The organism is Rothia sp. CCM 9416 (genome assembly GCF_048513535.1).
Taxonomy (GTDB): Bacteria; Actinomycetota; Actinomycetes; order Actinomycetales; family Micrococcaceae; genus Rothia.
Genome location: NZ_JBLXXR010000021.1, coordinates 1 through 24,052 on the forward strand (window position 1 = coordinate 1; position 24,052 = coordinate 24,052).

Sequence of the window (24,052 nt, forward strand, 5' to 3'; positions counted from 1 at the left end):
GGCTTGACCCAACGCTCGATGGGGTGGAAGAGCGGGCCGGGGCGTAGGTACTGCGTCAGGGTAATAAGGTCTGTTCCTGCATCGTGTAGGTCACAGAGGGCCTCATAGATTTCCTCGTTAGTTTCCCCCATACCCAAAATCAAGTTGGACTTAGTGATCAGGCCGGCTTCTTTGCCCTGGGTTATGACATCGAGTGAGCGCTCGTAGCGGAAAGCGGGACGAATCTGCTTGAAAATACGGGGTACTGTCTCAAGGTTGTGAGCAAAGACTTCGGGCTGGGCATCAATGACCTGCTGGACGTCTTCTTCTTTGCCTTTGAAGTCAGGGATCAGGATTTCGACACCTGTGGTGGGCGATACCCTGTGAATCTGTCGGATTGTCTCGGCGTAGAGCCAGGCACCACCGTCTTCAAGGTCATCGCGGGCAACGCCGGTGACAGTTGCGTAGCGCAGGCCCATCTTTTTGACGTTGAGGGCTACCTTAATTGGTTCCGTGCGGTCAATAGCAATCGGCTTACCTGTATCAATCATGCAGAAGTCGCAGCGACGGGTGCACTCAGAGCCGCCAATCAGGTAGGTCGCTTCACGATCTTCCCAGCACTCATAGATGTTGGGGCAACCTGCTTCTTCGCATACTGTATGCAGGCCTGAACCGCGGGAGAGGTTAATCATCTCCTGATATTCAGGGCCTACTTTAGCCCTGGTTTTAATCCATGAGGGCTTCTTCTCGATAGGTACTTCTGCATTGCGCGCTTCAACGCGCAGTAGCTTGCGGCCGTCAGGCTGGGCGCTCATGTGGAGGAATCTCCTTTGTAGATTGGTCTCATCGTTAAGTCTATGTGGGGGCTTAAGGTTTTGAGGGGAACCCCTTTAAGGGCTAGGTGGCGGGAACGAAAGATGCCGCTAGCTGGTTGGCGTAGTGGTCGAGTTCCTTTTCAACCTGCTCAACAATATCTGCTGGAGAAATATTCCGCCCGAGCTGTTCACTAATCGTGGTGACCCCGGCATCTGTAATTCCGCAGGGAATGAAAGCCCCGAAAGGGTCAGTGGGGTTATTGCAGTTGATGGAAAAGCCGTGCATGGTGGTGTTTTTTGAGACTCGAATTCCAATGGCGGCTATTTTCTTATCTGGTAGCAGTGCCCCGTCACCCCGGACCCAGACACCAGAGCGACCTTCCACTTGCTGGCAGGTGATACCGAGCCCGGTAAGGACCTTGATGAGGACCTCTTCTAAGACTCGCACGTACCTGACCACGTCAATGGGTTCGGGCAGCTGGACGATGGGATATCCAACGAGCTGGCCGGGGCCGTGCCAGGTCAGTTTGCCACCACGATCAATTTTGATCACAGGAACTCGATTGTCGCTGGGGTACTCATGGTCTTCGGTTCTTTTCCCAGCGGTAATAACTTCCTGGTGCTCTAGGAGCAGGACGGTGTTTTGTTGTTGGCCGGTAGCGACTTTTTCGTGTGTCTTGCGCTGGTATTGAAGCGCCGTCTCATAGTCAACGTACTGGGGTGCAAAGCCGACCCGCTCAAACAAAAGTGCCATACCCTCTAGGGTAGTCCTTTTAGCCAGACTCTAAAAATAGCTAGCCTAAGTGTGGCTTTAAGTTTTTGGTGACCAACTGTGAATTTTTATCCACAGCTAACTAATGTATCTCTGACTAGTATAAATGTCTGTTCTGTGGATAACTTTTTAATGGGTTCTTGCATGTGAGGTATGTCTAGAACATGAAAAGCCAAGCATCTCTTCATCCACAAGACGCACCATCTCACCCTGAGCAGGAACCCCTTGCATCTGACAGCGCGCTCAAGGGCCTGACCGATGTCATCCTCCGATATCGCCTTGAAAGCGGGCCGACCCACTCTACCTGGATTGCTGACTGTGGCTATCAGGCAGCAGGACAGCTTGAGATACAAGCAGGGCCTTACACGCTGACTCAATATTCAAAGAGCGCAACCGCCGCAATGAAAGCAGCTGAGCGGCTCTGCTCTTTACCTACCCACCCTGCCGTCCTGAGAGTAGATGCAGTAACCAGCTCACCTAGTGCAGGTCATATCTGGTATGAGGCAGCTGAAGCAGGTACTCTAGCGGATTATTGCAGAGCCCGGGGCCAGCTTCCACTTGCCCAAGTTACCACCGTAGCTAAGGCCCTGACTGCGGCATTAACATACCTCCACCAGCAAGAGCTTGCCTACCGAGACCTTAGGTTAGAGCACTGCGTTTTCACTGTTAAGGGGGAGCTTAAAGTTCTAGCGCCCGACCTTGATCTCAGAACTTCACCCGATACTGCCAAAGAGGCCAAAAAGGCAGAGGATATTGCCGCCTGTGCCGCTATTCTCTGGTTCTGTCTTACGGGCAAGGAACCTAAGGCACAAAGGCTCCGGGCGCCGCTTCTGTTGAGCCTACCTCAGGCCAGCGACGCTCTTGCTCAAACACTTGAAGATGCTATTGACCTGAGAGCAAATCAGCCGAGCCTGACCGATCTTGCCGCCCTATTTGACCTGACTGCGGATTCTGCCCCCTTAGAGCTCCATCTGAGTGCCAACGAGAGCGTCCTAAGCCGGCTCCCTGCCTACACGGCGACTGAGACTGAGCCGATGACCAACAAGCCTAAAACCCGCATGAGGAGGGCACCGAAAGTCTACGGGCAGCCCCAAACACTGAATAGACGGTCCTCATCAAGGGCTGGTATCTCCTTATGGAAATCGGGGAAGCAGAGGGTTGCTATAGCGCTTCTGGCGGCTATCGTTCTTGCGCTGGGGGCGTGTATATCTGTTTTCTTACCGTGGATCCAGGACCGTCTCAGCGCTAGCCCGCAAGAACAAGCCGCGGAGGAAACTCAGTCACAGGAAATGTCACTACCGACTAGCCCAGCCACGCTATCACCAACAAAGGAGCCAGAATTACAGAAACCTTCCGAACCGGTGAGTGGTATCAGCGGTGATCACCAGGAAGTAATTACCCAACAAACAGCCGAACTCATCCGCCTGCGAAGCCAAGTTCTATCTTCTGGCAATAGCAATCGCGTTCAGGACTATGCCTTACCCGGTTCTGAATTAGAACACAATGACCGTAATATGCTGACTCAAGAAGGAGCAAGAGATCTCAGTCAAATGTCGTCCCAAGTAGTGTCCGTTGAGGAAATTTCTGCCGGTCAGGAGGGTAGCTACACAGTAATAGCGGTTCTTGAAGCTCGCGGCTACAACCCTAAGGGGAGCGACGAGGAACTAGCGCGGTTAGGTATGACCCGAGATGGAGAACGCATTATGCAGAAAGTCAGCTTGACACTACAGCCCTCTAGTCAAGGGCTAAGAATAGAATCAGCAAAACCTATTACTGCCAACGAAGGCTAGGCTTCAAGCACTGTAAGCGAATAAGAAATAGAGCGGTACACAGTTGATGCGTACCGCTCTAGTGGCGAATTCGATATGCCCTTAGATTACAGGCAGCGATTTAGATTTGTGGGTACTGGATAAAAATTGCGATAGCAATATTAATCAGCGCAAGACCGCCAACGGTGTGGGCAAGAGCAATGTTCTTACCTGATTCAGGAGTCCCAAGAGCAAGAGCGGCCTTGTACTTCTTCTGACCTACGAATGCAGCGGCAGCGATCACCAGGGCAATCACCATTTTTATGCCAATCATCATGTGGTTGAGTTGCATATTTTCTGCCATCTGCATGAAGTAGAGAGCGAAACCGGTAACAAGCTGCAAGAGCGCGGCATGGAATTGGCCGGGCAGGACGACAGCTTTCTTAAAGTTTGCTACCCAAAGGCCAAACACTAGTGAAGCACCAATAATGTGCAGAAACAGAAGAATTGAAAAAGCAATAGACATGTTCTTTAGTCTACGGAATACTGGGCCCTTTATCGACACTATGTCACAGCAAGGGGTGTGTTGGTCGGCACCTATGTCAGTTACCCCAGGAAAACAGGGGGTATACAAAAGGTGCTCCCTCATCATGTGATGGGGGAGCACCCTCAAACAATAGCTGGGCGAGTAAAGGGGTTAGATGTCCCTTACTCAGTCACCACCTGTTTTTAGAGGCCGACCTCAGCCTCAAAAGCGGCTTCTTCAAGTCGCTGCTTGAGGAAAGCCAGGAAGCGACCAGCATCTGCACCGTCCACGACGCGGTGGTCGTAGGTGAGTGAGAAGTATGCTAGCGAACGAATTGCGATGACATCGTTACCATCAGCGTCCTGGATCACAGCGGGGCGCTTGTTGGTTGAGCCGATACCCAAGATAGCTACGTTGGGCTGGTTGATGATCGGGGTGAAGAAGACACCGCCGGTTTGGCCGGTTGATGAGATGGTGAAGGTTGAGCCGGAGAGCTCCTCAGGTGCAACCTGACCGTCGCGTGCACGCTTGGCTACATCATTGATCTTCTTTGCGATACCGGCAATGTTGAGGTCACCGGCATCCTTAACAACGGGGACAAGCAGACCCTTGGGGGTGTCAACTGCTAGGCCGATGTTCTCGGATCCGTGGTAGGTAATTTCCTTGAAGTCATCACTCATTGAGGAGTTGAACTGGGGGAACTGCTGCAGAGCTTCGGTAACTGCCTTGGTGAAGAAGGGCAGGAAGGTCAGCTTGGTACCCTCACGAGCCTCAAAACCAGCCTTAGCCTTGTTGCGCAGAGCAACCAGACGGGTGAGGTCAATTTCCTGGACAGTGGTCAGCTGAGCTGAAACTGCCAGCGACTCAACCATGCGCTTGGCAACGGTCTGGCGGATACGAGCTGTCTTCTCGGTGGTGCCACGCTTTGAGGAGACTGCAGGCTTGGGGGCAGCAGGGGCCTTAGGAGCAGCAGCTGGCGCAGCTACGGGAGCGGGTGCTGCGGCGGGGGTTGCAGCAGAGCCCTTCTTAGCCTCGGCAGCAGCCAATACGTCCTGCTTGCGGATGCGGCCACCAACGCCGGTTCCCTTGATGGTTGAAAGGTCGATACCTTCCTGCTTCGCCAGCTTGCGTACAAGGGGAGTGACGTAGGCTTCGCCGTTCTCGCCGGAGGGAATTTCGACAGCAGGAGCCTCAGCAGCCTCATCCTGTGAAGAAACCGCTACCGGTGCCTGCGCCTGATCAGCTACCTTGGCTTCGTCGGCTGCAGGGGCCTGAGGCGCATCAGTTGAGGCGGCGGGGGCAGCAGATGAAGCGCTACCGATGATGGCCAGAACCTGGCCGACCTCGGCATCCTCGTCTTCCTGGATGCGGATTTCAAGCAGGGTACCGGCAACGGGTGAGGGAACTTCGGTATCTACCTTATCGGTGGAAACCTCAACCAGAGCCTCGTCAACGGCTACTTCTTCGCCAACCTCTTTGAGCCAGCGGGTGATGGTGCCTTCGGTAACTGATTCGCCCAGCGCGGGGAGGGTAACCTCAACGCCTTCAGCGGAGCTTGCAGGGGCTTGAGCCGCAGGAGTGGGTGCAGGCGCAGCGGATTCAGCTGCGGGAGCGGATGTTGCTGGAGCTTCCTGGGCAGGTGCAGCTACAGGAGCAGATACGCTTGCGCCGGAGCCGTCACCAATGACGAGCAGGGGAGCACCTACTTCGACATCCTGGTCTTCTTCAACGAGAATCTGTTCAACAACACCGGCAACGGGTGAGGGAACTTCGGTATCAACCTTGTCAGTTGAAACTTCGACGATAGCTTGGTCGACAGAAACTGTTTCGCCAACTTCAACGAGTAGGCGGGTAACGGTACCCTCGGTTACTGATTCGCCCAGTGCGGGCAGTTCAACGGTAGTGGACATAGTCCTTCGTGGTCTCCTTGTACGTGATGGAATATTGAAAGGGTAGGTGGTGCTTCACGGGTGCGGAGCGACCACCTACCTGAAGCTTATTTAGCCGTGCAACGGTGCGCCAGCCAAGGCCATTGCTGCTTCACCGAGTGATTCGTTCTGAGTGGGGTGAGCGTGGATAAACTGTGCAACGTCTTCGGGGAAAGCCTCCCAGACAACCCACATCTGTGCCTCACCAATTTGCTCGCCCATGCGCTTGCCAACAGCGTGAACACCGATGATAGGGCCGTTCTTTTCACGGACAACCTTGACCAGACCGCCGGTACCAAGGATAGAGGACTTACCGTTACCGGCCAGGTTGTACTCTGTAACCTCGATGTTTTCCTTGCCGAACTTCTCTTCAGCCTTGGGCTGTGAGTAGCCGATTGAGGCAATTTCGGGTTCGCAGTAGGTGACCTTGGGGATATGGAGATCCTCAACCACCTGTGGGTTCAGGCCAGCAATCTCTTCAGCAACGAAACGGCCCTGCTGGTAGCCACGGTGCGCTAGCTGGACACCGGGGACGATATCGCCAATAGCGTAGATGTTGCCTACCCCGGTGTGCAGTCGCTCGTTAGTAATGACAAAGCCACGGTCCATGGTCAGGCCCTGTTGGTCGTAACCAAAGCCCTCGGTGTTGGGGCCACGGCCTACAGCAACGAGCACGATATCAGCTTCAAAGGTGGTGCCGTCTTCGAGGGAGACTTTAGCGCCGTTAGCGTCCTGCTCAACAGTTTTGAAGAACTTGCCCAGTGAGGATTTGATGCCCCGCTTCTTGAATTCGCGCTCAAGAACCTTGATGATGGAGGGATCTTCGTTGGGTACTAGGTGGGGTAGGCCCTCGATAATGGTGACGTCAACGCCCATTGAGTTCCACATGGAGGCGAATTCACACCCGATAACGCCACCGCCCAGAACGATTGCGCTCTTGGGGAGGTAATCCATCTGCAGCGCTTCGGTTGAGGTCAGAACGCGATCGCGAATCTCAATACCGAAGGTCTTGGAAACAGAACCGGAGGCCAGGATAATGTGCTTACCCTTGTAGGCGGTGCCGTTAACGCTGATGGTGTCTTGGCCGGTGAGCTTACCTTCACCTTCGATGACGGTGACCTTCTTCATCTTGAGAAGACCGGTTAGGCCCTTGAACTTACCGGCAACGATGCCGTCCTTGTAGTCACGAACCTTGGCCATGTCAATGGATTCAAGGGTGGTGTTAACACCGTACTGTGAGGCGTGCTTTGCCTCAGAAGCGAGCTCTGCTGCGTGCAGGTAAGCCTTGGTGGGAATGCAACCGGTGTGCAGGCAGGTGCCACCCAGATTGCTTTTTTCGATGAGACCTACGGAGAAACCGAGCTGTACAGCTCGAAGTGCAGCTGAGTAGCCTGCGCTACCGCCACCGAGGATGAGGATATCGAATTCTGTTGTTGCCGAGTCGGCCACGTTGACGCTCCCTTACATGGGTTTGCGGAGACACAATGCCCCCTTATCTACTGTCATTTTCTAGCTTATCGCTTGTCGGGGCACAGCTCCACTATTGCGCCGATGAGACTTATGTGCCCCGTGACTAAAACTGAGGGTCCTGATGCACCCAGGGAGCTAGCCTTTTGCTCTAGGACCCCTTGTAGATAGCCTTTCGGGCCTCTGCTGAGCCTTTGAATGGGCTATGAATCTCTGGGGGCAGGGGTAAAGGCTCATGTTCATATTATGGTGGACGCCACGTCATGAGGTGTTAACGATTACATCCCGGTTACCTTTGTGAAGGGTAACCGGGATGCTCAACGATACTTACCGCTTAGGCGTAGGCCTCAATAAATTTGATGAGGGTTGCAACGGAATGGCCTGTACCTTCCTTAGGTGTGTACCCATAGGGTGCTTCTTCGTTGAAAGAAGGCCCAGCAAAATCGAGGTGAGCCCAAGGAATCTTGGCGCCATCTTTCTCACCCACGAATTCTTCAAGGAACTGGCCTGCAACAAGCATTCCGCCGTACCTGGAACCGATGTTCTGAAGGTCAGCAACGGGGGACTTGAGGGACTTTCGCAAATGCTCGGGCATGGGCATGGGCCAGTAGTCTTCGCCAGCGGCGCTAGCTGCTTCAACTACCTTGGCCCGGATATTATCGTGGCCCATAACTGCTGCGGTACGCACACCGAGAGCAATAAGCTGGGCGCCGGTTAGGGTGGCAATATCCAGAATGACGTCGGGCTCAGATTCAGATGCCAGGGCAAGGCCATCTGCCATGACCAAGCGTCCTTCGGCATCGGTGTTCATGACTTCAACGGTGTGGCCACTACGCATGGTCAGGACATCCTCGGGGCGGATCGAGTTGCCACCGGGCATGTTCTCGGCCAGACAGAGATAACCGCTGACTGCCACCGGAATGTTGAGTTCTGATGCGGCAGCAACCACGTTGAGGACTGTAGCTGCACCTGCCATATCTGATTTCATAGTGGTCATAGATGTGGGGGGCTTGAGGGAAATACCGCCGGTATCGAAAGTAATACCCTTGCCTACTATTGCTACGGTTTGAGTAGCGCCCTGTGGCACATATTTGACCTCAACCAGGCGAGGCTTGCGTTCTGAGCCCTGACCTACACCTGCGATTCCGCCAAAGCCTTCTGCTACCAGCTGGTCGTAGTCCCAGACCTTTGCGGTGACATTTTCCAGCCCTTCAATACGCTCTAAGGCTCGCTCAACGAAAGTTGCGGGGTAGAGGTGGGATGGGGGAGTATTCACCAGACGGCGGGTATGATCTACAGCTTCGCCTAGAATCAGGGCACGGGTGAGTGCCGGCTCGGCTTCTGCAGGGTCAAGATCGGTGACAATGGTGATGTCCTCTACCGGTGCCTTGACCAATTCTGCTGTTTTTGCTTTCAACTGAGCATCTGAAAAGGCTCCGTAGGCGGCACCTTCAGCCACGGCGGCAACTTCATCAGGGGTGGTGACGCCTAGGGCAAGGGCAACGTTCTCGTTGCCAGCTAGCTGGCGAACTGCAGAACCTGCGGCATAGCGGAGGCTGTTCAGCTTTTGAGCGAGCTGGTCGTTTTCTACCCCAAGCCCGATGAGAGCAACAAGGTCTGCTCCAGCTTCATCAAAACCGGGTAGGCGAACGAGTTCGTCCTGGCCCCCGGTCACCCCCAGGTCCTCAAGGATTGCTTCGAGACCCTCAGCGGTTTCTTCGCCAAGAGGGTTGGATGCAAGAACCGGGCCTTCCTCAGAGGAATAGACGCCGAGAACTAGAACATTTGCCTCGAGCCCATCAAGGTCGGTTGAGGAAACGGAAAATGACAAATCATGTGATTGGCTCACAGAATTCTCCTTTAGATATTGGGGCGAGAACATAGAGGCCGCGGGAAAAGCGACTTTTCTTGTGCTCCTTCAGTTAATAAGGGTAGGCAAAAAAACCGTCAATGTGTACCGTGGATAACCTGCTGGAGGTACCGTGGAGCCGGCTAACAGCTCTGTCGGTTGGGGCGATTTATGACATTTTTGTGAAATGCTGGTGTGGATGAGGAATATCTCTTCACCGACAACAGTTATTACTGCAAGATACACAGCCGGTATTAGAGAGGCTGGAGTACTATAGAGTCTCAACACAAGAATGGACCTTTAGGCGAAGGGGGCAGAGCATGAGACACGATGAGCGGCTATACATAGCCCACGCTGGAGTATTTGAGAACCAGCGCCTTAAAGGCCTCCCCCTGGTGGTTGCCCTATCACACCCTCAGGACGCCGGTGGAACAGCGGGGCACCTGGGCGAAGTCCTTCTGCACGAACTTGATAGCCTTCCCGTCATCGAGTTTGACGCTGACAGGCTCCACGACTACCGCTCCCGCAGACCTCGCATCACCTTTAAGAAGGACCACTATACCAACCCTGTTTTGCCCGAGCTCAAGCTCTATGTTGTAGAAGACCGGTTGGGTAAGCCATTCCTGCTGCTGACCGGGACCGAGCCTGATTTTCTCTGGCAGAGGTTTACCTCAAATATCGTTGACCTTGCTCAACGACTCGATGTTTCGGTCGCGCTATCTGTGACTGCATTCCCTATGCCGGTCCCTCACACACGCCCGATTCCTGTGACAGCCCATGGCTCACGCAAAGATTTGACTGCCGGCATATCCTCCTTCCAGCCTGAAGCTCTCGTCCCGGGTTCGGTGTCAAGTCTGCTCGAGGTAGCCTTGACCGAAGCCGGTATTGGTACAGCAGGCTTCTCTGTGAATGTTCCCCAGTACCTTTCTGAATCTGAGCTTCCCCAGACTGCTCTGGTCGCTATGGAACACCTTTCGCTTGCCGCCAAGCTGAGCCTGCCCTCCGACCGCTTGCGGGAGCTTTCACTTAATGTGCAGGGCCAGATTGATGAACAAGCAAGTGCTAACCCTGAAATTCAAATGATGATTCACCGCCTAGAAGAATCTTACGATGCCAACGCGTCCAGGGGTTTCAGCGCTTTACCTTTGTCTGAGCGAGCGGCCGGGCGCGTTCCGCCCCGGGATGAAATTGGCGCAGAAATCGAGGCCTACCTCGCGCAGCTGAGCAATGATTCTGGTCATGAACCAGGTCAAGGCCAGCTGGGGCCTCTCTAGGGAACTTATGTCAGGTACTGTGCGAGCTGTGGATTGCGATGTCCACGCTCTTAATAGGCGCGACATTGATCCATTCTTTTTCTGTGACTTCTTTATTTGTACATCGGGGCAGTGCAGGGGAAACCCTCGATGAGCTTTCCACAGACTGTTTAAGGCTTCTCCTGTGCCATGTTTAACACTGACACTGGGGGCATGAACAGTTTTTCTCACATAAGCAGTTCCTCAGCCTTAACTTCTCGTATTCGGACTGAGAGAGACGTCGTTGCAACCTGTGTTCACCTTCTAGGGTATTGGCCTAAGGACTCCCTGGTTCTCATGGTTGCCGAAAGCTCAGGGGTCGGACCGCTGATAAGGGTCGATATGGCCGACCCGTTTGAAATGCCAGCGGAGGACTATTTAGATACTCTCTTCAGCTCTATTCCAAGGCTGAATGGTCTCAACGAGTGCCTTCAGAGGATCTTTGTTCTGATGTTCGGGGGCTTGCTTAGCACATGCCCAAGCACTCCTTTAACCCAGCCTGCTGGCCCGATAACTGGGAGTGATCAAGAATTATTTGAGCGAGCTATTTACTACCTAGAACCCATTCAGAGCACTGGCTCGAGGCATAATCTTGAGGTACTTGATGTCATCGCGGTGGGGCGAACCGTCTACTGGTCGGTCAACCCTGAAACCGGTGGCTTGGAGCCTGTAGGGTGGGCAAACGATATCTTTTCTAGCCCGGTCTATGCAGAACTTGTTTCACGAGGATCCCTTGTATCCAGTAGCTCGCATGAAGCTTTTAGCCTCAAAAAATGGAACCCGTTAGATACTCAGCATCCACACACAACAGAACTGTGGCTGGCCTCTGCAGAGGCTGCTGCTGTGCGGTATGTCGAGATGAAGCAAACCCTTAACCCGCTGGAGCCTTTTCAAGCAGAAGCAGAGCTGATGCTCTGGGATAGCCTGCTTGGAACTGTCGCTGATTCTGTCCGCTTAGAGAAAGAGAACAATCTACTTCCCTCCACTTTAGGCGATCGTATTCGAACAACGGTTCCGCCTGATGCAGCCGGCTATCTTGTAGCTTCGCTGACGAACTCAGCCACCTTGCATTACTTGGTCTACCTTGCCTGCACAGATCTATCGCACACTCTCGCAGCACTGGGTCTGATGGAGGGATATATTCAATTCTTTCTTGATGATGCAGGCAAGAGTAGCAGAAGGCTGTTACCCTCGGCGCAGACTCTGTCAGCCTTTGATCTTGAGAGAATAAGCCCTACCCTCAGCGCTCAAGGCATGCGTGAGCCTGCCGACAGCAACGAAGCCGGGGCCCATTTTGCCGGGGTGCTTTCAGGATCCCTTGAAAGGCCCCCTCATTGGTGCAGGCTAGAAGCTCTGGAGCGGCTGTGCGCCCTTTTCGAAAATATCGCTTGCCATAAGTGTGAATCTATGCTGATTGCGAGCCAAGCCTGGGTTAAATGGCTCCGGGGGAACTCGACAGAAGCCTCTTACCTTCTTGAAAGTGCAGATCAAAAATACCTGGAGTCTTCCCCGCTTCTTTTGAAGAGCCTGCTGGGCAGCAGCACTATTCCTATGTGGCTTACCCAGCCTGGGGGAGTACCCCCTGTTCGCTAATACAAGAAATCTGCTGGTAAGTATCGCGCCGCTTAGCTAGTAGGGCTAAAACATGTCATACTTGACTATTGACCCCGCTTGTAGTGTGGCCGCATGATTCAAGAAAATATATTGGAATAAAATCCAAAGGCATTCTGTTGAAGCTAGAGATATTTTTGTAAATCTACCGGACCTACTTGACAGGGTCTTAGGTGTTTTGACCGCGAACACCGCATCACACTCGCTACGGTCAACTAGCTCAGAAAGGTTTTCTGTGTCACCAGCCGCACGCAAGAAAGCAAGCAGCGAAACCGCTGCAACCAAGGCCACCGCTAAAAAAACCTCTACTCGCGCCAAGGCAAAAAAGGCTGATGAGCAAGCAGAGGCCGTAGAAAATAACGAGGACGATGTTCTTGTTACCACCACGGCAAAGCCCAAAAAAACTGCAACTAAAAAAGCAACAACAAAAAAGGGCAAGAAGTCTGCTGACGATGATGACCTTGTCTTGGATGATGATATTGCCCTTGACGATGTCGCCCTCGGTGATGACCTCGACGAAGAGAACGACGAGGATGATACCGATTCAGTGACTAAAGAAGAGAAAAAGGTAGCGGAAGAAGTTGCTGCTAAGGGGTCCGGATTCGTTCTGACCAACAACGACGAAGACGATGCCCCGGCAATCCGTGTCGTAACACCCGGTGCTACAGCTGACCCGGTCAAGGACTACCTTAAACAGATCGGTAAGGTCGCTCTGCTCAATGCAGAGCAAGAAGTTGATCTTGCCATGCGTATTGAAGCTGGTCTTTACGCTGAGCACAAGCTCAAAGAGAACCCCGATATGGACCCCCAGCTTAAGAAAGAACTGCGCTGGGTTATCCACGACGGATGTCGTGCCAAGAACCATCTTCTTGAGGCTAACCTCCGTCTCGTTGTTTCGCTGGCTAAGCGCTACACCGGGCGTGGCATGCTCTTCTTGGACCTCATCCAGGAAGGTAACTTGGGCCTGATTCGTGCGGTAGAGAAGTTTGACTACTCTAAGGGCTTTAAATTCTCGACTTACGCAACCTGGTGGATTCGTCAGGCTATTACTCGCGCTATGGCTGACCAGGCACGTACTATCCGAATCCCTGTACACATGGTCGAGGTCATCAATAAGCTCGCCCGTGTTCAGCGTCAGATGCTTCAGGACCTGGGCCGTGAGCCCAGCCCCGAAGAGCTTGCAACTGAGCTAGATATGACCCCCGAGAAAGTCATCGAGGTCCAGAAATACGGCCGTGAGCCTATCTCGCTTCACACCCCTCTGGGTGAAGACGGAGACTCGGAATTTGGTGACCTCATTGAGGACTCCGAAGCTGTGGTACCCGCCGATGCTGTTTCTTTTACCCTCTTGCAAGAGCAGCTACACTCGGTGCTTGATACCCTGTCAGAGCGCGAAGCTGGCGTTGTTGCTATGCGATTTGGTATGACTGATGGGCAGCCCAAAACCCTTGATGAGATTGGCAAGGTCTATGGTGTGACACGTGAGCGTATCCGCCAGATTGAGTCTAAGACCATGTCCAAGCTCCGCCACCCCTCCCGTTCACAGGTTTTGCGGGACTACCTCGACTAACACTCAGGCCTACTGAAAAGCCCTGGCACTCCAAGGAGTACCAGGGCTTTTGTTATAGGGGAAATATATTAGGCAATGAGCAGGGTACTAATCTTCCATTGTCCACGTTTCCGTTCCGCCCTGAGTGCAACTGCTCTTGTGCGGCAGCCATCGGTTACCAGGAGGCTAATCTCGTAAGCCTGTGGAGATACTTTCTGGACGATAACTCTCCGGGGGCGGATCAAAGCTGGAGCGCGGTGGGGTTCGATGGGAGGGTAGTCCTTAAGCTTTTGAGCTATTGCAGGCTGTATTCTGGAAAGATTCTGAGAGATGGTTCGGTAGCATCCTGCTGTCATCCACGGTGAAAGATGGTGTAGCGGACGCCTGCCCATGAACACTTCAACACAGGCTGTGCCGATGCGAACGCCTAATCGTTCAACGGCTGATTCTTCTTCACTGATGTAGGGAAGGTCTTGAGAGGGTGTAGCGGCTCTACCTTTCTCAAAGTAGTGAGCATAATTTTTTGCGTAATCGCTGGCCTCAAGCACAATGAATTGGGGTCTTTCACGATCTGGGAATGCTGTTTTCATGGTCTTACTCCTTAGCTGAGGGTTATCGGGGAAGTACTATCTCTTGGCCTGGGAAGATATATGAGTCAAGGGTTGGAATCAGATTGCTGTTGAGGCCTTGTAGCTCATGAACGCAGTGGAGAATTTCTGCTCCGCTTGCTGTCTTTGGCATATGGTTTTCTGCTATTGACCATAGCGAGTCACCCGGTTTGACCCTGTAGTGGCTAGAGCCAGCATTTGCCTTGCCGTTTTGTTCTGGTGGGGAGGTCTCAGTTTGCTGGCTGGTCGATGTCAATCCACCGAAGAGCGGTGAGATTGTTTGCCTGGAGTGACTACTGGCCAGGGTAACCGCCACAGGCTTTGGGGGCGTTGAAGAGGCAAACAGCGGTGTTATCGATGGTGAAGTAGCGCCGTGCTCAGATGCTGAGTATGCGCCTTCCCCATATTCTTCTGGCATAGGTGGAATATTGTCCTGCCCTTCAGCGTAGATAATAGCTGGTGTGGTTTCAGCGGTTTGGCTAATACTGGTGCTTGAATCATCGGCTGTTAAAGCCTGCGCCTGTTGGGGACCAGCGATGAGGCTGACGCTGAGTGAGCCACTGATGAGTACCTTAAGCGCTGAGGGTGCCCACCGAGGAAAGGAGGGGGCGCGAGTGCTGATTCTCAAGTTAAAAAGTATGAGCCGGTAAATGTAGAGAAAATAGCTACTAGACCACCACAGAGCAATCAAGCCGCAGGCAAAAGTGCTCATCAAGGTCATGAATATCTGGGACCAAGTCTCTGCAGTAACTGCTTTTGCCGGTACCTCGGCCGCTTCTATAAATGTGAAAAACAGGTAGGAACCGGTCAGTGCCCCTGTCATCGAGAGCAGAGGTACCGCCGCTGCCAGCAGATGGCGAAAACCATAGGATCTCATCACTACACCCCAAATCATGTCATTTGATGTCATTTGATGAATTATGATTTATCTTACTGATGTTTTATGTTCAGGCAAGAGTATTCGCAAATTTTTTCACTATATTTCTGTTATGACCTGACTTCGGGATATCCTCGGTACATGAACAGCCTGGATCGTTTATTACGAGACTTTGAAGTGCAGCTACAGGCACAAAGAGTGCGCGACTACGAGGCAGATGCGCGTGAACTGAGCATGATGGAGCGCTCAAAAGTTACCTGCGCAGATAGATTGGCTGCCCAGCTGGGGGTTGCCCTGTCTGTGCACGGTAGCACGGGAGATACGTGGCGAGGGCAACTCATCGGGCTTGGATTGGGGTGGATTCAGCTATCAACCGACACAGGTGATCTGATAATTCGCACTCAGGAAATTGTCTGGTGGGAAGGTGGCGATAATAAGTCCTATGTTGAGGCTGAATCGGTTTCTCGAAAACTAACAATCGGTTCAGCCTTGCGGGCTCTCGCTAAAGGGCATCGTGAGGTTATCGTGATACACAACGGATCTGCCGGTCTGACCACGGAGGGGCACATTTCAGCTGTGGGGGCAGATTACTGCGAGCTCTTTGCTACAAGGGCTCAGGCATCAGGAAAGAAAGTCTCGTTTGTGCGGACTATTCCATTTACATCAATTGCGGCGGTGAGGGTAGCTGCTGGTAGCTAACCCTTTAGTGCAAGCTTTAGAGAAGCTGGTCCTCCTGGGCCGGTTGCCCGGAGCGTATTGACTCTTCCGTCATGGCATAGCGTTCCTTGATGTACTCTTCCAGCATTGATTTTTCAACTCGCCACTGGTTTCGCCCACCAATCTGAATTGCTTTAAGCTCCCCTGAGCGAACCAGCGCGCGAGTCTGACTAGGGGTGATGTTGAGAATCTCGCCTACATCGGTCAGGGTGAGAAAGCGTTGCTGAGCCATGGAAGAGAAACCTTTGCGCTAGGTGCCAACAGAATGATGTCTTTGATAAATTTTAGTGCATTTTGGGGTATCTAGGGGTGAAAAGCAAAGGCTGTGGAAAACATCTTATTTTCTGCGTAACTTTGAGGTAAAAACCCTTCTGAACTTTGTTTTATACCTCTGATTAGTAAAACTACTGTCATCAATAGATTTCGTACCTAGCTGACGGAGGTGGCCAGATGGCTCATGAACAGACCGCTCCGCGTTTTAAGAAACCTGGCTTGAGAGATCCCCGGCTACTTGTTGGTGTGCTCATCATAGTGCTTTCAATTCTAGCTACAGTAGGCCTTATCCGTGCTACCAACCAGACTGAACCTTACTATGCCGTGAGTAAAGACTTGGGCATAGGAGACCGGATTAGTAGGGAGAACGTGCAAGTCGTTCAAGTTCGGTTGGGCGATGCCGCACCTCAATATATTTCAGCTGAGCAAGATTTGGCTGAGGGGCTTGTCGCCACACGCCCTCTGAAAGCCGGTGAAATCCTTTCGCCCAATGCCGTCTCCTCTGAAGTCAGTGAGGGGCGGCGACTCGTGACCCTTTTGCTCGATCAGTACGCTGTATCTGGCTTTTCTGCAGGCGACAGAGTTGATATCTGGGTATCCCGCAAAGAAGAAGGCTCAAACTCTTTTGGTGATCCGGAACCTATTGTCGAGGGGGCTGAAATTCATTCTGTCACAGCCCAAGAATCAATTATCGGAGGCACCGGTCGCTCTGCCGTCGAAGTATGGGTCAATAACGAATATCTCTCGCAGGTGCTGGGAGCCTCAAACGATGGTTCTGTCATTAACCTGGTTCCTTCGGCCTATGAAAGCGGTCGCCAATGATGCAGATTCCGATTATCGTCGTAGCGGATGAGGGTGGCAGGTTTATCTCAGCCATCGAATCCCAGCGAGGCCACGTCAGTGTAGTGCGACACGTTCATGATATGGGCGAGATGCTGGGCATTGCACAAAGTGGAATAGCTCGCGCTGTCTTAGTCGTTACCCAGGCTCATGAGATGACCCAGTCCCTGATCAGCTCATTGCATCAGATGGAACTATCAGTGTGCATTGTTGCAGATACTCATGCACCGTCCTCCCTAGATAATGTAACTATCGTTGACTCTCTGGCAGATACACAAGAAATAGTTGAAGCAATTGAGCGTTCTGTCAAAATCCTGCTGGAAGAAACCGAGGCCCCACAAGCTGACTGCCCCCCTGAACAAGTCAGAGACTTGACCCAGGCACCAGGGGCACAGGCTCAGATAAGGGAAGAGGCGGGTAGCGAGAGCCTGCCAGGGAAGCTTCTCACCGTTTGGGGCCCGCTCGGTGCTCCAGGGACAACAATGCTTGCCACAAATCTGGCAGCAGCCTACGCAGAAGCTGGCTATAAGACCTGTCTTGTGGACGCCGATACCTACGGTGCCTCAGCCGGTGCAGTATTAGGGCTCACCGATGACTACTCCAGTCTCGCTCAGCTTTGCCACCAGGCAGAGAGAGGGCCCGTTAAAGAAAGGCATCTCAAGGAACTGGTCCAAACGGTCCGCCACAAAGATTCATACTTCGACATTGTTACCGGCATCAACAGGGCAGACCGGTGGGCTGAAATTAGAAGAACCAGCCTTGCTAAGGTCTACGAAACCCTCTTGCAGAAGTATGACTTGGTCATCGCCGATACAGCCTTTTGCCTGGAAGAAGACGAAGCGCTTTCATTCGATTCCATCGCTCCGCAACGCAACGAAGCAAGCCTAGTAAGCCTTCAAGACTCTGACGGAATTGTGTTGGTTGGCTTAGCAGATGTTGTGGGTGTACCCCGACTGATTAAGGCCTATGACCAGCTCATCCAAACTGTTCAACCAGAAAATCCTCAGGATATTTCTATCGTCTTCAACCGTGTTCGCTCAGAAGCCATAGGACCTTCTGCGCGCCTAGCGTTAGACCATTCATGGCAGCGATTTGGGCCAGCACACCCTATCGACCTTGTGATTTCTGAGGATGCTGGCACAGCCGATAAGGCCCGTCTTTCCGGCAAAACGATTCTTGAGGTGGCCCCGACTTCTCAGCTCGCCAAGGAGCTCCATAACCTGCAAGCAATTACACGGGCACGCCTGGGGCTTAAACCAGGGCCTACCCCTGACGAAAATGGGGGTTCCTCACAGAACGTGGTAGAAAAGAAGAGATTATCTTTTAGGTTCCCAAGCCGTTCGCGCTCCAGCTCGTAGGCTTTGACCCAAGCCAGGAGGCCACACAGCATGTCATTGACAGAAACCCTTGAACGGAGTGGTGCCTATGGGCCAGGTGATATTGAGTGGCTTCATCTGCTCACAAACGAGTGGCAAATCATCGCTGATACCGGTTACTGCGACCTCATGCTGTGGGTCCCCGATTCTGAGAGTATTGAAGGATTCTTCGCGCTCTCACAGTCTTTACCATCTGAAGCAAGCTTTGTTAGCCTCGCTCAAATCAGACCATCCACCACGCATACCGTCTTTCATTCAGATCTGGTAGGCAGGTCCCTCCACAAGTCACTTTGTGAACGGGCAATAGCGAGCTGGAATAGCCAGACCCCCAAAACGCTAAACGATGAAAACAACCTGACCGATATTGTTCTTGAGACTGAGTTCATCCCACTGATTAGAAATAACCGCCCGGTGGCTTTGCTCTCTGTCCACAGGGAAAGCCTGGGTACCCGCAAACGCCAAAAAGCTGAGCGGGCCTATCGTGACGTATCGCACCATATACTCCAGATGGTGTCGCGAGGTGCCTGGCCGGAGTTCTCAGCCCCGGTCGGTACTGCACACGGTAACCCTCGAGTCAGCGATGGGCTCATGATGCTTGATACCGACGGGAGGGTAAGCTACGCATCACCTAACGCCCTCTCGATATACAAAAGACTCCAATTCTCGGGCGACATGATTGGTAAAAGCCTTCTAGAGGTTACTCGTTCGCTCTTACCAGCAGGAGAAAAAGCAGACGAAACCTTGCCTCTGGTTCTTACCGGCCGAATGCCCTGGCGGGCTGAAATTAAAGCGCACAGAAAAAATGTCAGTTTCAGGGCGATACCCCTTCGGCGCTTTTCACGGCTGGGAGAGGAACGTTATGGGGCGGTTCTGCTCTGCCGAGACGTCACCGAGCTAAGAAGCCGTGAGCTAGAGATGATGTCAAAGGATGCAACTATTCGAGAGATACATCATCGGGTAAAAAATAACCTCCAAACCGTCTCTGCATTGCTTCGTCTCCAAGCTCGTAGAATGACCAGCCAAGAAGCCAAAGAGGGGCTGGAGCAGGCTATGCGTCGCGTGGCAACTATTGCCCTCGTACACGAAGCCCTCTCTCAGGGGCTTACGCAAGACGTTGACTTCGATGATCTCATTGGTCGTCAATTCCGGCTGGCCGCTGAGCTGGCATCCCCCGGACAACAGGTAGAAACACTTGTCAAAGGGCCCTTTGGGCGGTTACCGAGCCAGATCGCAACTCCGCTTGCCTTGGTTATCAACGAAGTAGTAGCAAATGCCGTCGAGCATGGGCTGGCTGGAGAAACTGGAACGGTTACTTTGCGCTGCCAGCATCACTACAGCGATAACCAGGAGCACCGGCTAACTGTAACTGTCGCAGATACGGGTGCAGGTATCAGCGGCGCAAAGATTAGGGAACTTGAAGAAGGGGCCAGCACAACGGGGCTGGGAACACAGATTGTGAAGACTCTGGTATCTAGTGAGTTAAACGGTTCGATTCACTGGTCATGCCTACCTGAGGGAGGGACACAGGTGACCATCACCGCTCTCATCTCCTAGCGGGCCAAAAAATTCAGGGGAAGCCGTCAAAGGCTTCCCCTGATAGGTTTTCTTGGGTGCCAGAACCGCTAGGATGCCCTGCGGGCCCGGGCGGCACGACGTTTCATGGCACGTCGTTCGTCTTCACTCATACCGCCCCAGACACCAGAATCCTGGCCAGTCTCGATAGCCCACTGCAAGCATGTATCCATGACAGTGCAGCTGCGGCAGACGTTCTTGGCTTCTTCAATCTGAAGTAGAGCGGGCCCGGTATTTCCTACTGGGAAAAAGAGTTCGGGATCTTTCTCGAGACAAGCAGCACGGCTTCGCCAATCCATTAGCATGCTCTCCTACAGGGTGTACCGGAATATGCTGGTTGAACCACCAGCTACTAAACAATAAATTTGGCTCCTTAGGTTAAGGAGCCAAACGTGAACCTCAATAACTTTCCCACGATATAGACCGTCAGACAAGAGGTTGTTGGCGAAAATAACAGTGATGAGCTGAGGTAAATCTCACAGAGAGCTCTGAACTGGTGTTGCGGCGTGAGGGTAAACACTCCTGCCCGCCTATCCTAGATAGAAATAGTACTTACCAGATCAGCCATGAAAGTCTCACAGCATGAAACAGCTTCTTCACGGTGCACCTTTGAGCGTGAAAATTACCCTTGCAATATCGTTGGGACAGGTGATCTATTTTCTTGCTAGGACTGGGCTAGGAATTATGGATTCAGCAGGTAGGGGAACCACGCTAGTTATCGCCGCTTTCTACCTAATGGTTACCTTAGCGCTGGCAGTAGGGGCATATGCTCTCCTACAGGGGCGTAGATTCGGGCAACCTCTCGTCCTGGTCTGGCAACTGTTTGCCTTTATCATCGGAATACAAACCGCTCTGGGCGGTCAGCTACTCATCGGGGCTGGGGCGGCTATCTTGAGCGGTGTGGTTATTCTTGCGGTATGCGCAAAATCCACCGTTGATTATGTGACTGTTACCCCTCGGTAAACGCAACTTGGACTGGGTAGCAGTCTGAGTACTCAATAATAACGGCTCTACCCGGTGGCACCTTTCCCATCGTTTTGAGGTCAAGAGGCAGGTCATGTCCAGGGTAGAAGCTAAGGTCTGTAGCGATTTCGGGTTGTAAAACGATGCCTGTGGCAGTGCCATTAAGGGCAGATAGGATGGGCGAACTACTCCATCGGGGCCAGGGCGTGTAGGCCACGAGTACCAGCTCAAAATCTTCCTTTCGTGAGAGTATGAGATGCTGGACATCGTGGCTAAGCTTGTCGATGTCATCAATGAGCAGTACTGGGCGTCTCTTGGAGTCCTCGAATCTATCGATGGTCTCCCTAAGAATGTCGACCTTGATGCTTGGTCCAGCGGGGATATACACCATGGGGTAGCTACGGTTGAGCGTAGCGAGGGCCTTGAGGCAGGTTGTCTTCCCTGATCCCCGAGGACCGCTAATAGTCATGAAACCTCCTCGCGTCTCTGGTAGAGTGGCGACTTTTCCCCAACGATCCAGACCTATCGCAAGCCTCTTTCTGGGCTTATCGGTTTTGAGACTTATATCCGCGACAGTGCAAAGAGTTGGGAGCTGTTTCCAGCGGGAGGAAAGCCCGGTTGATAAAGCGACAGTAGCCAACCTCTCCTTTCCACTTGGTGCCAGTGACCAGCACAGCGTCCCCGCTTCCACCTTCGGACCACCGTGTTGTTCAATAAGAGGCCCTTCAAGAGCAAACTGCCCTGCGGTTGGAAGGCTGTATGTTTTACTGGTGGAACGGGTAGGGTCATTTTTTACCGCAGATTGAGTAAAAGCGAGGTAGGGGAAGAGGGCTTGCCATTTTCCTCGAGGAACAGCAAGAGAAGTGCACAAGGTCAAAATCTGGTGATGTGCTGCCTGCTGCAGAATCTCAAGGAGATGAGATTCAGAGAGCGGGTAACGAATAAGACTCTCAAGAAAGCTATCCAACCCGTCAATAACGAGCAGGGTTCTGTGCGGGAAATTTTGGGCCATATCGGCCAAGATGAACCGAATAAACTCTAAATCTTGAAGCGAATAGATACTGATTGCCTCAGATGAGCCAAGGGCTGTACGCAGCTCCTGCGCACCTTGCTCAGAAGCAGTGCAACAGACGATGGCGTATCCTCTATCCGCCGCCTGGATCAAGGTGCTTTTCAGGTGTTCAGCCCGATCAATGGGGTTGCCCACCATCAGGAGAGGGCCGTCTTCTGAGGACCACCAGAACCGGCCTTGGTAACTGCTCTCTGGTATCTCGAAAGTTCCCAGGTCAACACCAAAAAGGTTTTGGTGATCGGTTTCTGGTGGTGTGGTCGGGGTAAGTTCGGGAAGCACCGGTGTATAGGCAGAAGAGCCATAGACCTGCTCTAGTTGTGCATTGAACTGACTCAAGTTTTGGTCTGATATGGGACAGGCTCCTGTGTATGCCCCCTTATTTTCTTCCAGCACAAAACTTGCTGAGCAGTGCGCTCTACTGTCAGGGCTGTAAAATCCGGTCAGCAACGGTGCTTGGAAGGCGATGAGCCTATTTTCCGAATCTTTTATGAAGCCCCTGCCAGGCTTACTGGCTGGCAAAGTAGCAGCATCATTAGACTCAAGAATGTTGTAAGAATCTTGACTGGAATTCACCCGGAGACAAAGAACCGTTGAGATATTAGTCCGGATGTCCTGTGAGATAGCGCCTTGAGGGCGTTGTGTTGCCAAGATGAGGTGATAACCCAGGGAACGTCCGATGGTGGCTATGCGCATTATTTCATTCATAATGTCGGGGAAACTGTCCACTAACATTCGAAATTCATCAATACACAGCATGACCTCCGGGAATTCTGGGTACTGCTTTTGCCCAAAGCGTAAAGATTGGTAGTCCTCGTATGAGCTCACGCCAAGAGAACGAAAAAGCTTCTCACGTTTTGTGAGGTCAGCTTTCAGGTATTTGAGGGACCGCTGGAGAGTCGCTGTTTCTAGATCTGAGATAAAAAGGCTGGTGTGGGGCAGATATGCGAGGGGCCCAAGACCGGCACCGCCTTTAAAATCTATCAAGACTAAAGACAACCGTCGTGGGCTATTGCCAAGGGCTAAGGACCAGAGCATAGTACGGAGTAACTGAGACTTACCCGATCCCGTCGTGCCAGCGCAGAGAAAATGAGGCCCATGTCTTGTAAGGCCTAGCGCAATATCTTGGTGAGTATCGAGGTCTTGACCAACATACATGGATAAATCTTGGTCATGAGTCGGAAAGCTCTCAGGCAGATTTCTTTGACAGGCAGGGGGCGCAAAAAATGGTATCTCTGAGGTTGCGGAGTCAGCTGTCTGAGCGGCCCGTGAGGCAGTAGTTCTACCAGTGGATTGGGAGAGAAGTGAGGTATAGGTTTCAGTAGAAATCCCGTCCAAAAATAGCTTGTCCCAGCCGGGCACTTGTAGGATTCGGGTGCTAGCTTGGGGCGTTAGAACAAATTGCATAAGACCGTCAGACGTATCAGGAACAGGAGTCGAACAGATAAGCAAACCATTCTGTAGACCCGGCAGCTGATCCGAATCGATGAGCTGGACGTGTTCAAAGGTAACTAAGGGCTCAACCAAGCGGAGATATTCAGAGTTTTCTTGTCCTCTTATCAGAACATAGATCGGTAGGCCTGTCTTGATCAGCTGACATAGAGCCAAGCGTTGGGTTGCGGTAGGTAGCGACCCCGCTACATCACTGAGCTGTTGTGCAGAACATAGCCAGGGGGTGCTCGACAGGAGGGGAACAGCATCTATATCCCGGTGTTTTCCTTGAATACGTGCTTTCCTGGTTCCTCTGCCCAGGGCGATACCTGAGCCTTGGGCTAGGTACCTGACGCCACGAAACTTTTGGATAGCTGCCTGCTCATTGGTGACCGCTTCGGCAACTAGCCGGCGAAACTTGCCGCTCTCTTTCCCCTGTGACAAGGCATGAATCCCCATGAGGAGCGAAGAGCCGCAGGCCATCAGTAGAATAAACCAGAGTTTTGTGAACCAAGCAATGAGGCAACCTATTCCGATGGGCAGAACAGCCATGAGGACCAAGGCTAGTTTGGAACGGGGGGCAGGAACATCTAACTCGACTGCCTCCGGGTCCCGGAATAATAGGGGTTGCTTATCCCAGGGGTCTATCGAACAGATGCTGGAGCCCAGCTGAAACACTTCTCCGGGGTTTATTTTCTGTTCAAGGTGATCGGCTCGGTAGACGATACCGGTACTTTGAACCAAAAAATATCCCTCGATAGGGGAGAGCGCAGGATCTTGGATTCTCAGG

General features: G+C 52.6%; 20 protein-coding genes. 9 read left to right on the forward strand and 11 right to left on the reverse strand.

Annotation, left to right across the window (positions count from 1 at the left end; translation table 11 throughout):
• Both ACN080_RS08635 and lipB read right to left on the reverse strand, forming a co-directional pair.
• The coding region (locus ACN080_RS08635; protein ID WP_419113557.1) for a lipoyl synthase at nucleotides 1-794 on the reverse strand (794 nt) is incomplete at its 3' end.
• A gap of 82 nt (nucleotides 795-876) precedes the next feature.
• Entirely contained in the window at nucleotides 877-1,548 is a 672-nt protein-coding gene (lipB, locus tag ACN080_RS08640) for a lipoyl(octanoyl) transferase LipB (RefSeq protein ID WP_419104269.1), read from the reverse strand.
• Between the two features lie 182 nt (nucleotides 1,549-1,730).
• On the opposite strand from lipB, the gene ACN080_RS08645 reads away from it, so the two are divergent.
• Nucleotides 1,731-3,356: a protein kinase domain-containing protein gene (locus tag ACN080_RS08645; RefSeq protein WP_419113558.1), complete on the forward strand. Its 1,626-nt coding sequence runs from the start codon at nucleotides 1,731-1,733 to the stop codon at nucleotides 3,354-3,356.
• A gap of 100 nt (nucleotides 3,357-3,456) precedes the next feature.
• On the opposite strand, the gene ACN080_RS08650 is transcribed toward ACN080_RS08645, so the two are convergent.
• The 4 genes from ACN080_RS08650 to ACN080_RS08665 form a co-directional block, all read right to left on the reverse strand.
• Nucleotides 3,457-3,840 (reverse strand): hypothetical protein, encoded by a 384-nt coding sequence (locus tag ACN080_RS08650; RefSeq protein WP_419100092.1) that lies wholly within the window; start codon nucleotides 3,838-3,840, stop codon nucleotides 3,457-3,459.
• Nucleotides 3,841-4,043: 203 nt separating this feature from the next.
• A complete protein-coding gene (gene sucB, locus ACN080_RS08655) occupies nucleotides 4,044-5,750 on the reverse strand; it encodes a 2-oxoglutarate dehydrogenase, E2 component, dihydrolipoamide succinyltransferase (protein WP_419113559.1) in 1,707 nt (568 codons plus the stop codon).
• Nucleotides 5,751-5,840: 90 nt separating this feature from the next.
• A complete protein-coding gene (lpdA, locus tag ACN080_RS08660; protein ID WP_419100094.1) occupies nucleotides 5,841-7,217 on the reverse strand; it encodes a dihydrolipoyl dehydrogenase in 1,377 nt (458 codons plus the stop codon).
• A 352-nt stretch (nucleotides 7,218-7,569) separates the two neighbouring features.
• Nucleotides 7,570-9,084 (reverse strand): leucyl aminopeptidase, encoded by a 1,515-nt coding sequence (locus tag ACN080_RS08665; protein WP_419100095.1) that lies wholly within the window; start codon nucleotides 9,082-9,084, stop codon nucleotides 7,570-7,572.
• A 320-nt stretch (nucleotides 9,085-9,404) separates the two neighbouring features.
• Here ACN080_RS08665 and ACN080_RS08670 point away from each other — a divergent pair, with 320 nt between their 5' ends.
• From ACN080_RS08670 to ACN080_RS08680, 3 genes are all read left to right on the forward strand, one after another.
• Nucleotides 9,405-10,358 carry a proteasome assembly chaperone family protein gene (locus ACN080_RS08670; RefSeq protein WP_419100096.1) on the forward strand — a complete coding sequence of 318 codons (954 nt, stop codon included), beginning with the start codon at nucleotides 9,405-9,407 and terminating at the stop codon, nucleotides 10,356-10,358.
• Nucleotides 10,359-10,550: 192 nt separating this feature from the next.
• Nucleotides 10,551-11,969 (forward strand): DUF4192 family protein, encoded by a 1,419-nt coding sequence (locus ACN080_RS08675; protein ID WP_419113560.1) that lies wholly within the window; start codon nucleotides 10,551-10,553, stop codon nucleotides 11,967-11,969.
• A gap of 196 nt (nucleotides 11,970-12,165) precedes the next feature.
• On the forward strand, nucleotides 12,166-13,557 hold the full coding sequence (locus ACN080_RS08680) for an RNA polymerase sigma factor (RefSeq protein ID WP_419113561.1): 1,392 nt from the start codon (nucleotides 12,166-12,168) through the stop codon (nucleotides 13,555-13,557).
• A gap of 68 nt (nucleotides 13,558-13,625) precedes the next feature.
• On the opposite strand, the gene ACN080_RS08685 is transcribed toward ACN080_RS08680, so the two are convergent.
• Both ACN080_RS08685 and ACN080_RS08690 read right to left on the reverse strand, forming a co-directional pair.
• A complete protein-coding gene (locus tag ACN080_RS08685; protein ID WP_419100099.1) occupies nucleotides 13,626-14,126 on the reverse strand; it encodes an Rv3235 family protein in 501 nt (166 codons plus the stop codon).
• A 22-nt stretch (nucleotides 14,127-14,148) separates the two neighbouring features.
• Nucleotides 14,149-15,021, reverse strand: coding sequence for a LysM peptidoglycan-binding domain-containing protein (locus tag ACN080_RS08690; protein ID WP_419113562.1), 873 nt, complete (start codon nucleotides 15,019-15,021; stop codon nucleotides 14,149-14,151).
• 141 nt (nucleotides 15,022-15,162) lie between these two features.
• Between ACN080_RS08690 and ACN080_RS08695 the strand changes: the two genes are divergently transcribed.
• Nucleotides 15,163-15,720, forward strand: a complete 558-nt coding sequence (locus ACN080_RS08695) for a hypothetical protein (protein WP_419113563.1) — start codon at nucleotides 15,163-15,165, stop codon at nucleotides 15,718-15,720.
• A gap of 16 nt (nucleotides 15,721-15,736) precedes the next feature.
• Here ACN080_RS08695 and ACN080_RS08700 read toward each other — a convergent pair whose 3' ends face one another.
• The gene (locus ACN080_RS08700; RefSeq protein WP_419100102.1) at nucleotides 15,737-15,970 is read right to left on the reverse strand and encodes a helix-turn-helix domain-containing protein; all 234 of its coding nucleotides are present in this window, start codon (nucleotides 15,968-15,970) and stop codon (nucleotides 15,737-15,739) included.
• A 218-nt stretch (nucleotides 15,971-16,188) separates the two neighbouring features.
• Here ACN080_RS08700 and ACN080_RS08705 point away from each other — a divergent pair, with 218 nt between their 5' ends.
• The 3 genes from ACN080_RS08705 to ACN080_RS08715 are packed head-to-tail and all read left to right on the forward strand — an operon-like array spanning nucleotide 16,189 to nucleotide 19,781.
• Nucleotides 16,189-16,833, forward strand: coding sequence for an SAF domain-containing protein (locus ACN080_RS08705; protein ID WP_419100103.1), 645 nt, complete (start codon nucleotides 16,189-16,191; stop codon nucleotides 16,831-16,833).
• A complete protein-coding gene (locus ACN080_RS08710) occupies nucleotides 16,830-18,209 on the forward strand; it encodes an AAA family ATPase (protein WP_419113564.1) in 1,380 nt (459 codons plus the stop codon). Before ACN080_RS08705 ends, ACN080_RS08710 begins: the two co-directional genes overlap by 4 nt.
• Before the next feature lie 30 nt (nucleotides 18,210-18,239).
• Entirely contained in the window at nucleotides 18,240-19,781 is a 1,542-nt protein-coding gene (locus tag ACN080_RS08715; protein ID WP_419113565.1) for a sensor histidine kinase, read from the forward strand.
• 68 nt (nucleotides 19,782-19,849) lie between these two features.
• On the opposite strand, the gene ACN080_RS08720 is transcribed toward ACN080_RS08715, so the two are convergent.
• The gene (locus ACN080_RS08720; protein ID WP_135013289.1) at nucleotides 19,850-20,098 is read right to left on the reverse strand and encodes a WhiB family transcriptional regulator; all 249 of its coding nucleotides are present in this window, start codon (nucleotides 20,096-20,098) and stop codon (nucleotides 19,850-19,852) included.
• Nucleotides 20,099-20,483: 385 nt separating this feature from the next.
• On the opposite strand from ACN080_RS08720, the gene ACN080_RS08725 reads away from it, so the two are divergent.
• Nucleotides 20,484-20,762 (forward strand): hypothetical protein, encoded by a 279-nt coding sequence (locus ACN080_RS08725; RefSeq protein ID WP_419113566.1) that lies wholly within the window; start codon nucleotides 20,484-20,486, stop codon nucleotides 20,760-20,762.
• Here the strand turns inward: ACN080_RS08725 and ACN080_RS08730 are convergent.
• Nucleotides 20,749-24,006, reverse strand: coding sequence for an FtsK/SpoIIIE domain-containing protein (locus ACN080_RS08730; protein WP_419113567.1), 3,258 nt, complete (start codon nucleotides 24,004-24,006; stop codon nucleotides 20,749-20,751). The two genes, ACN080_RS08725 and ACN080_RS08730, sit on opposite strands and share 14 nt — an antisense overlap.
• Between the last annotated feature and the right edge of the window lie 46 nt (nucleotides 24,007-24,052).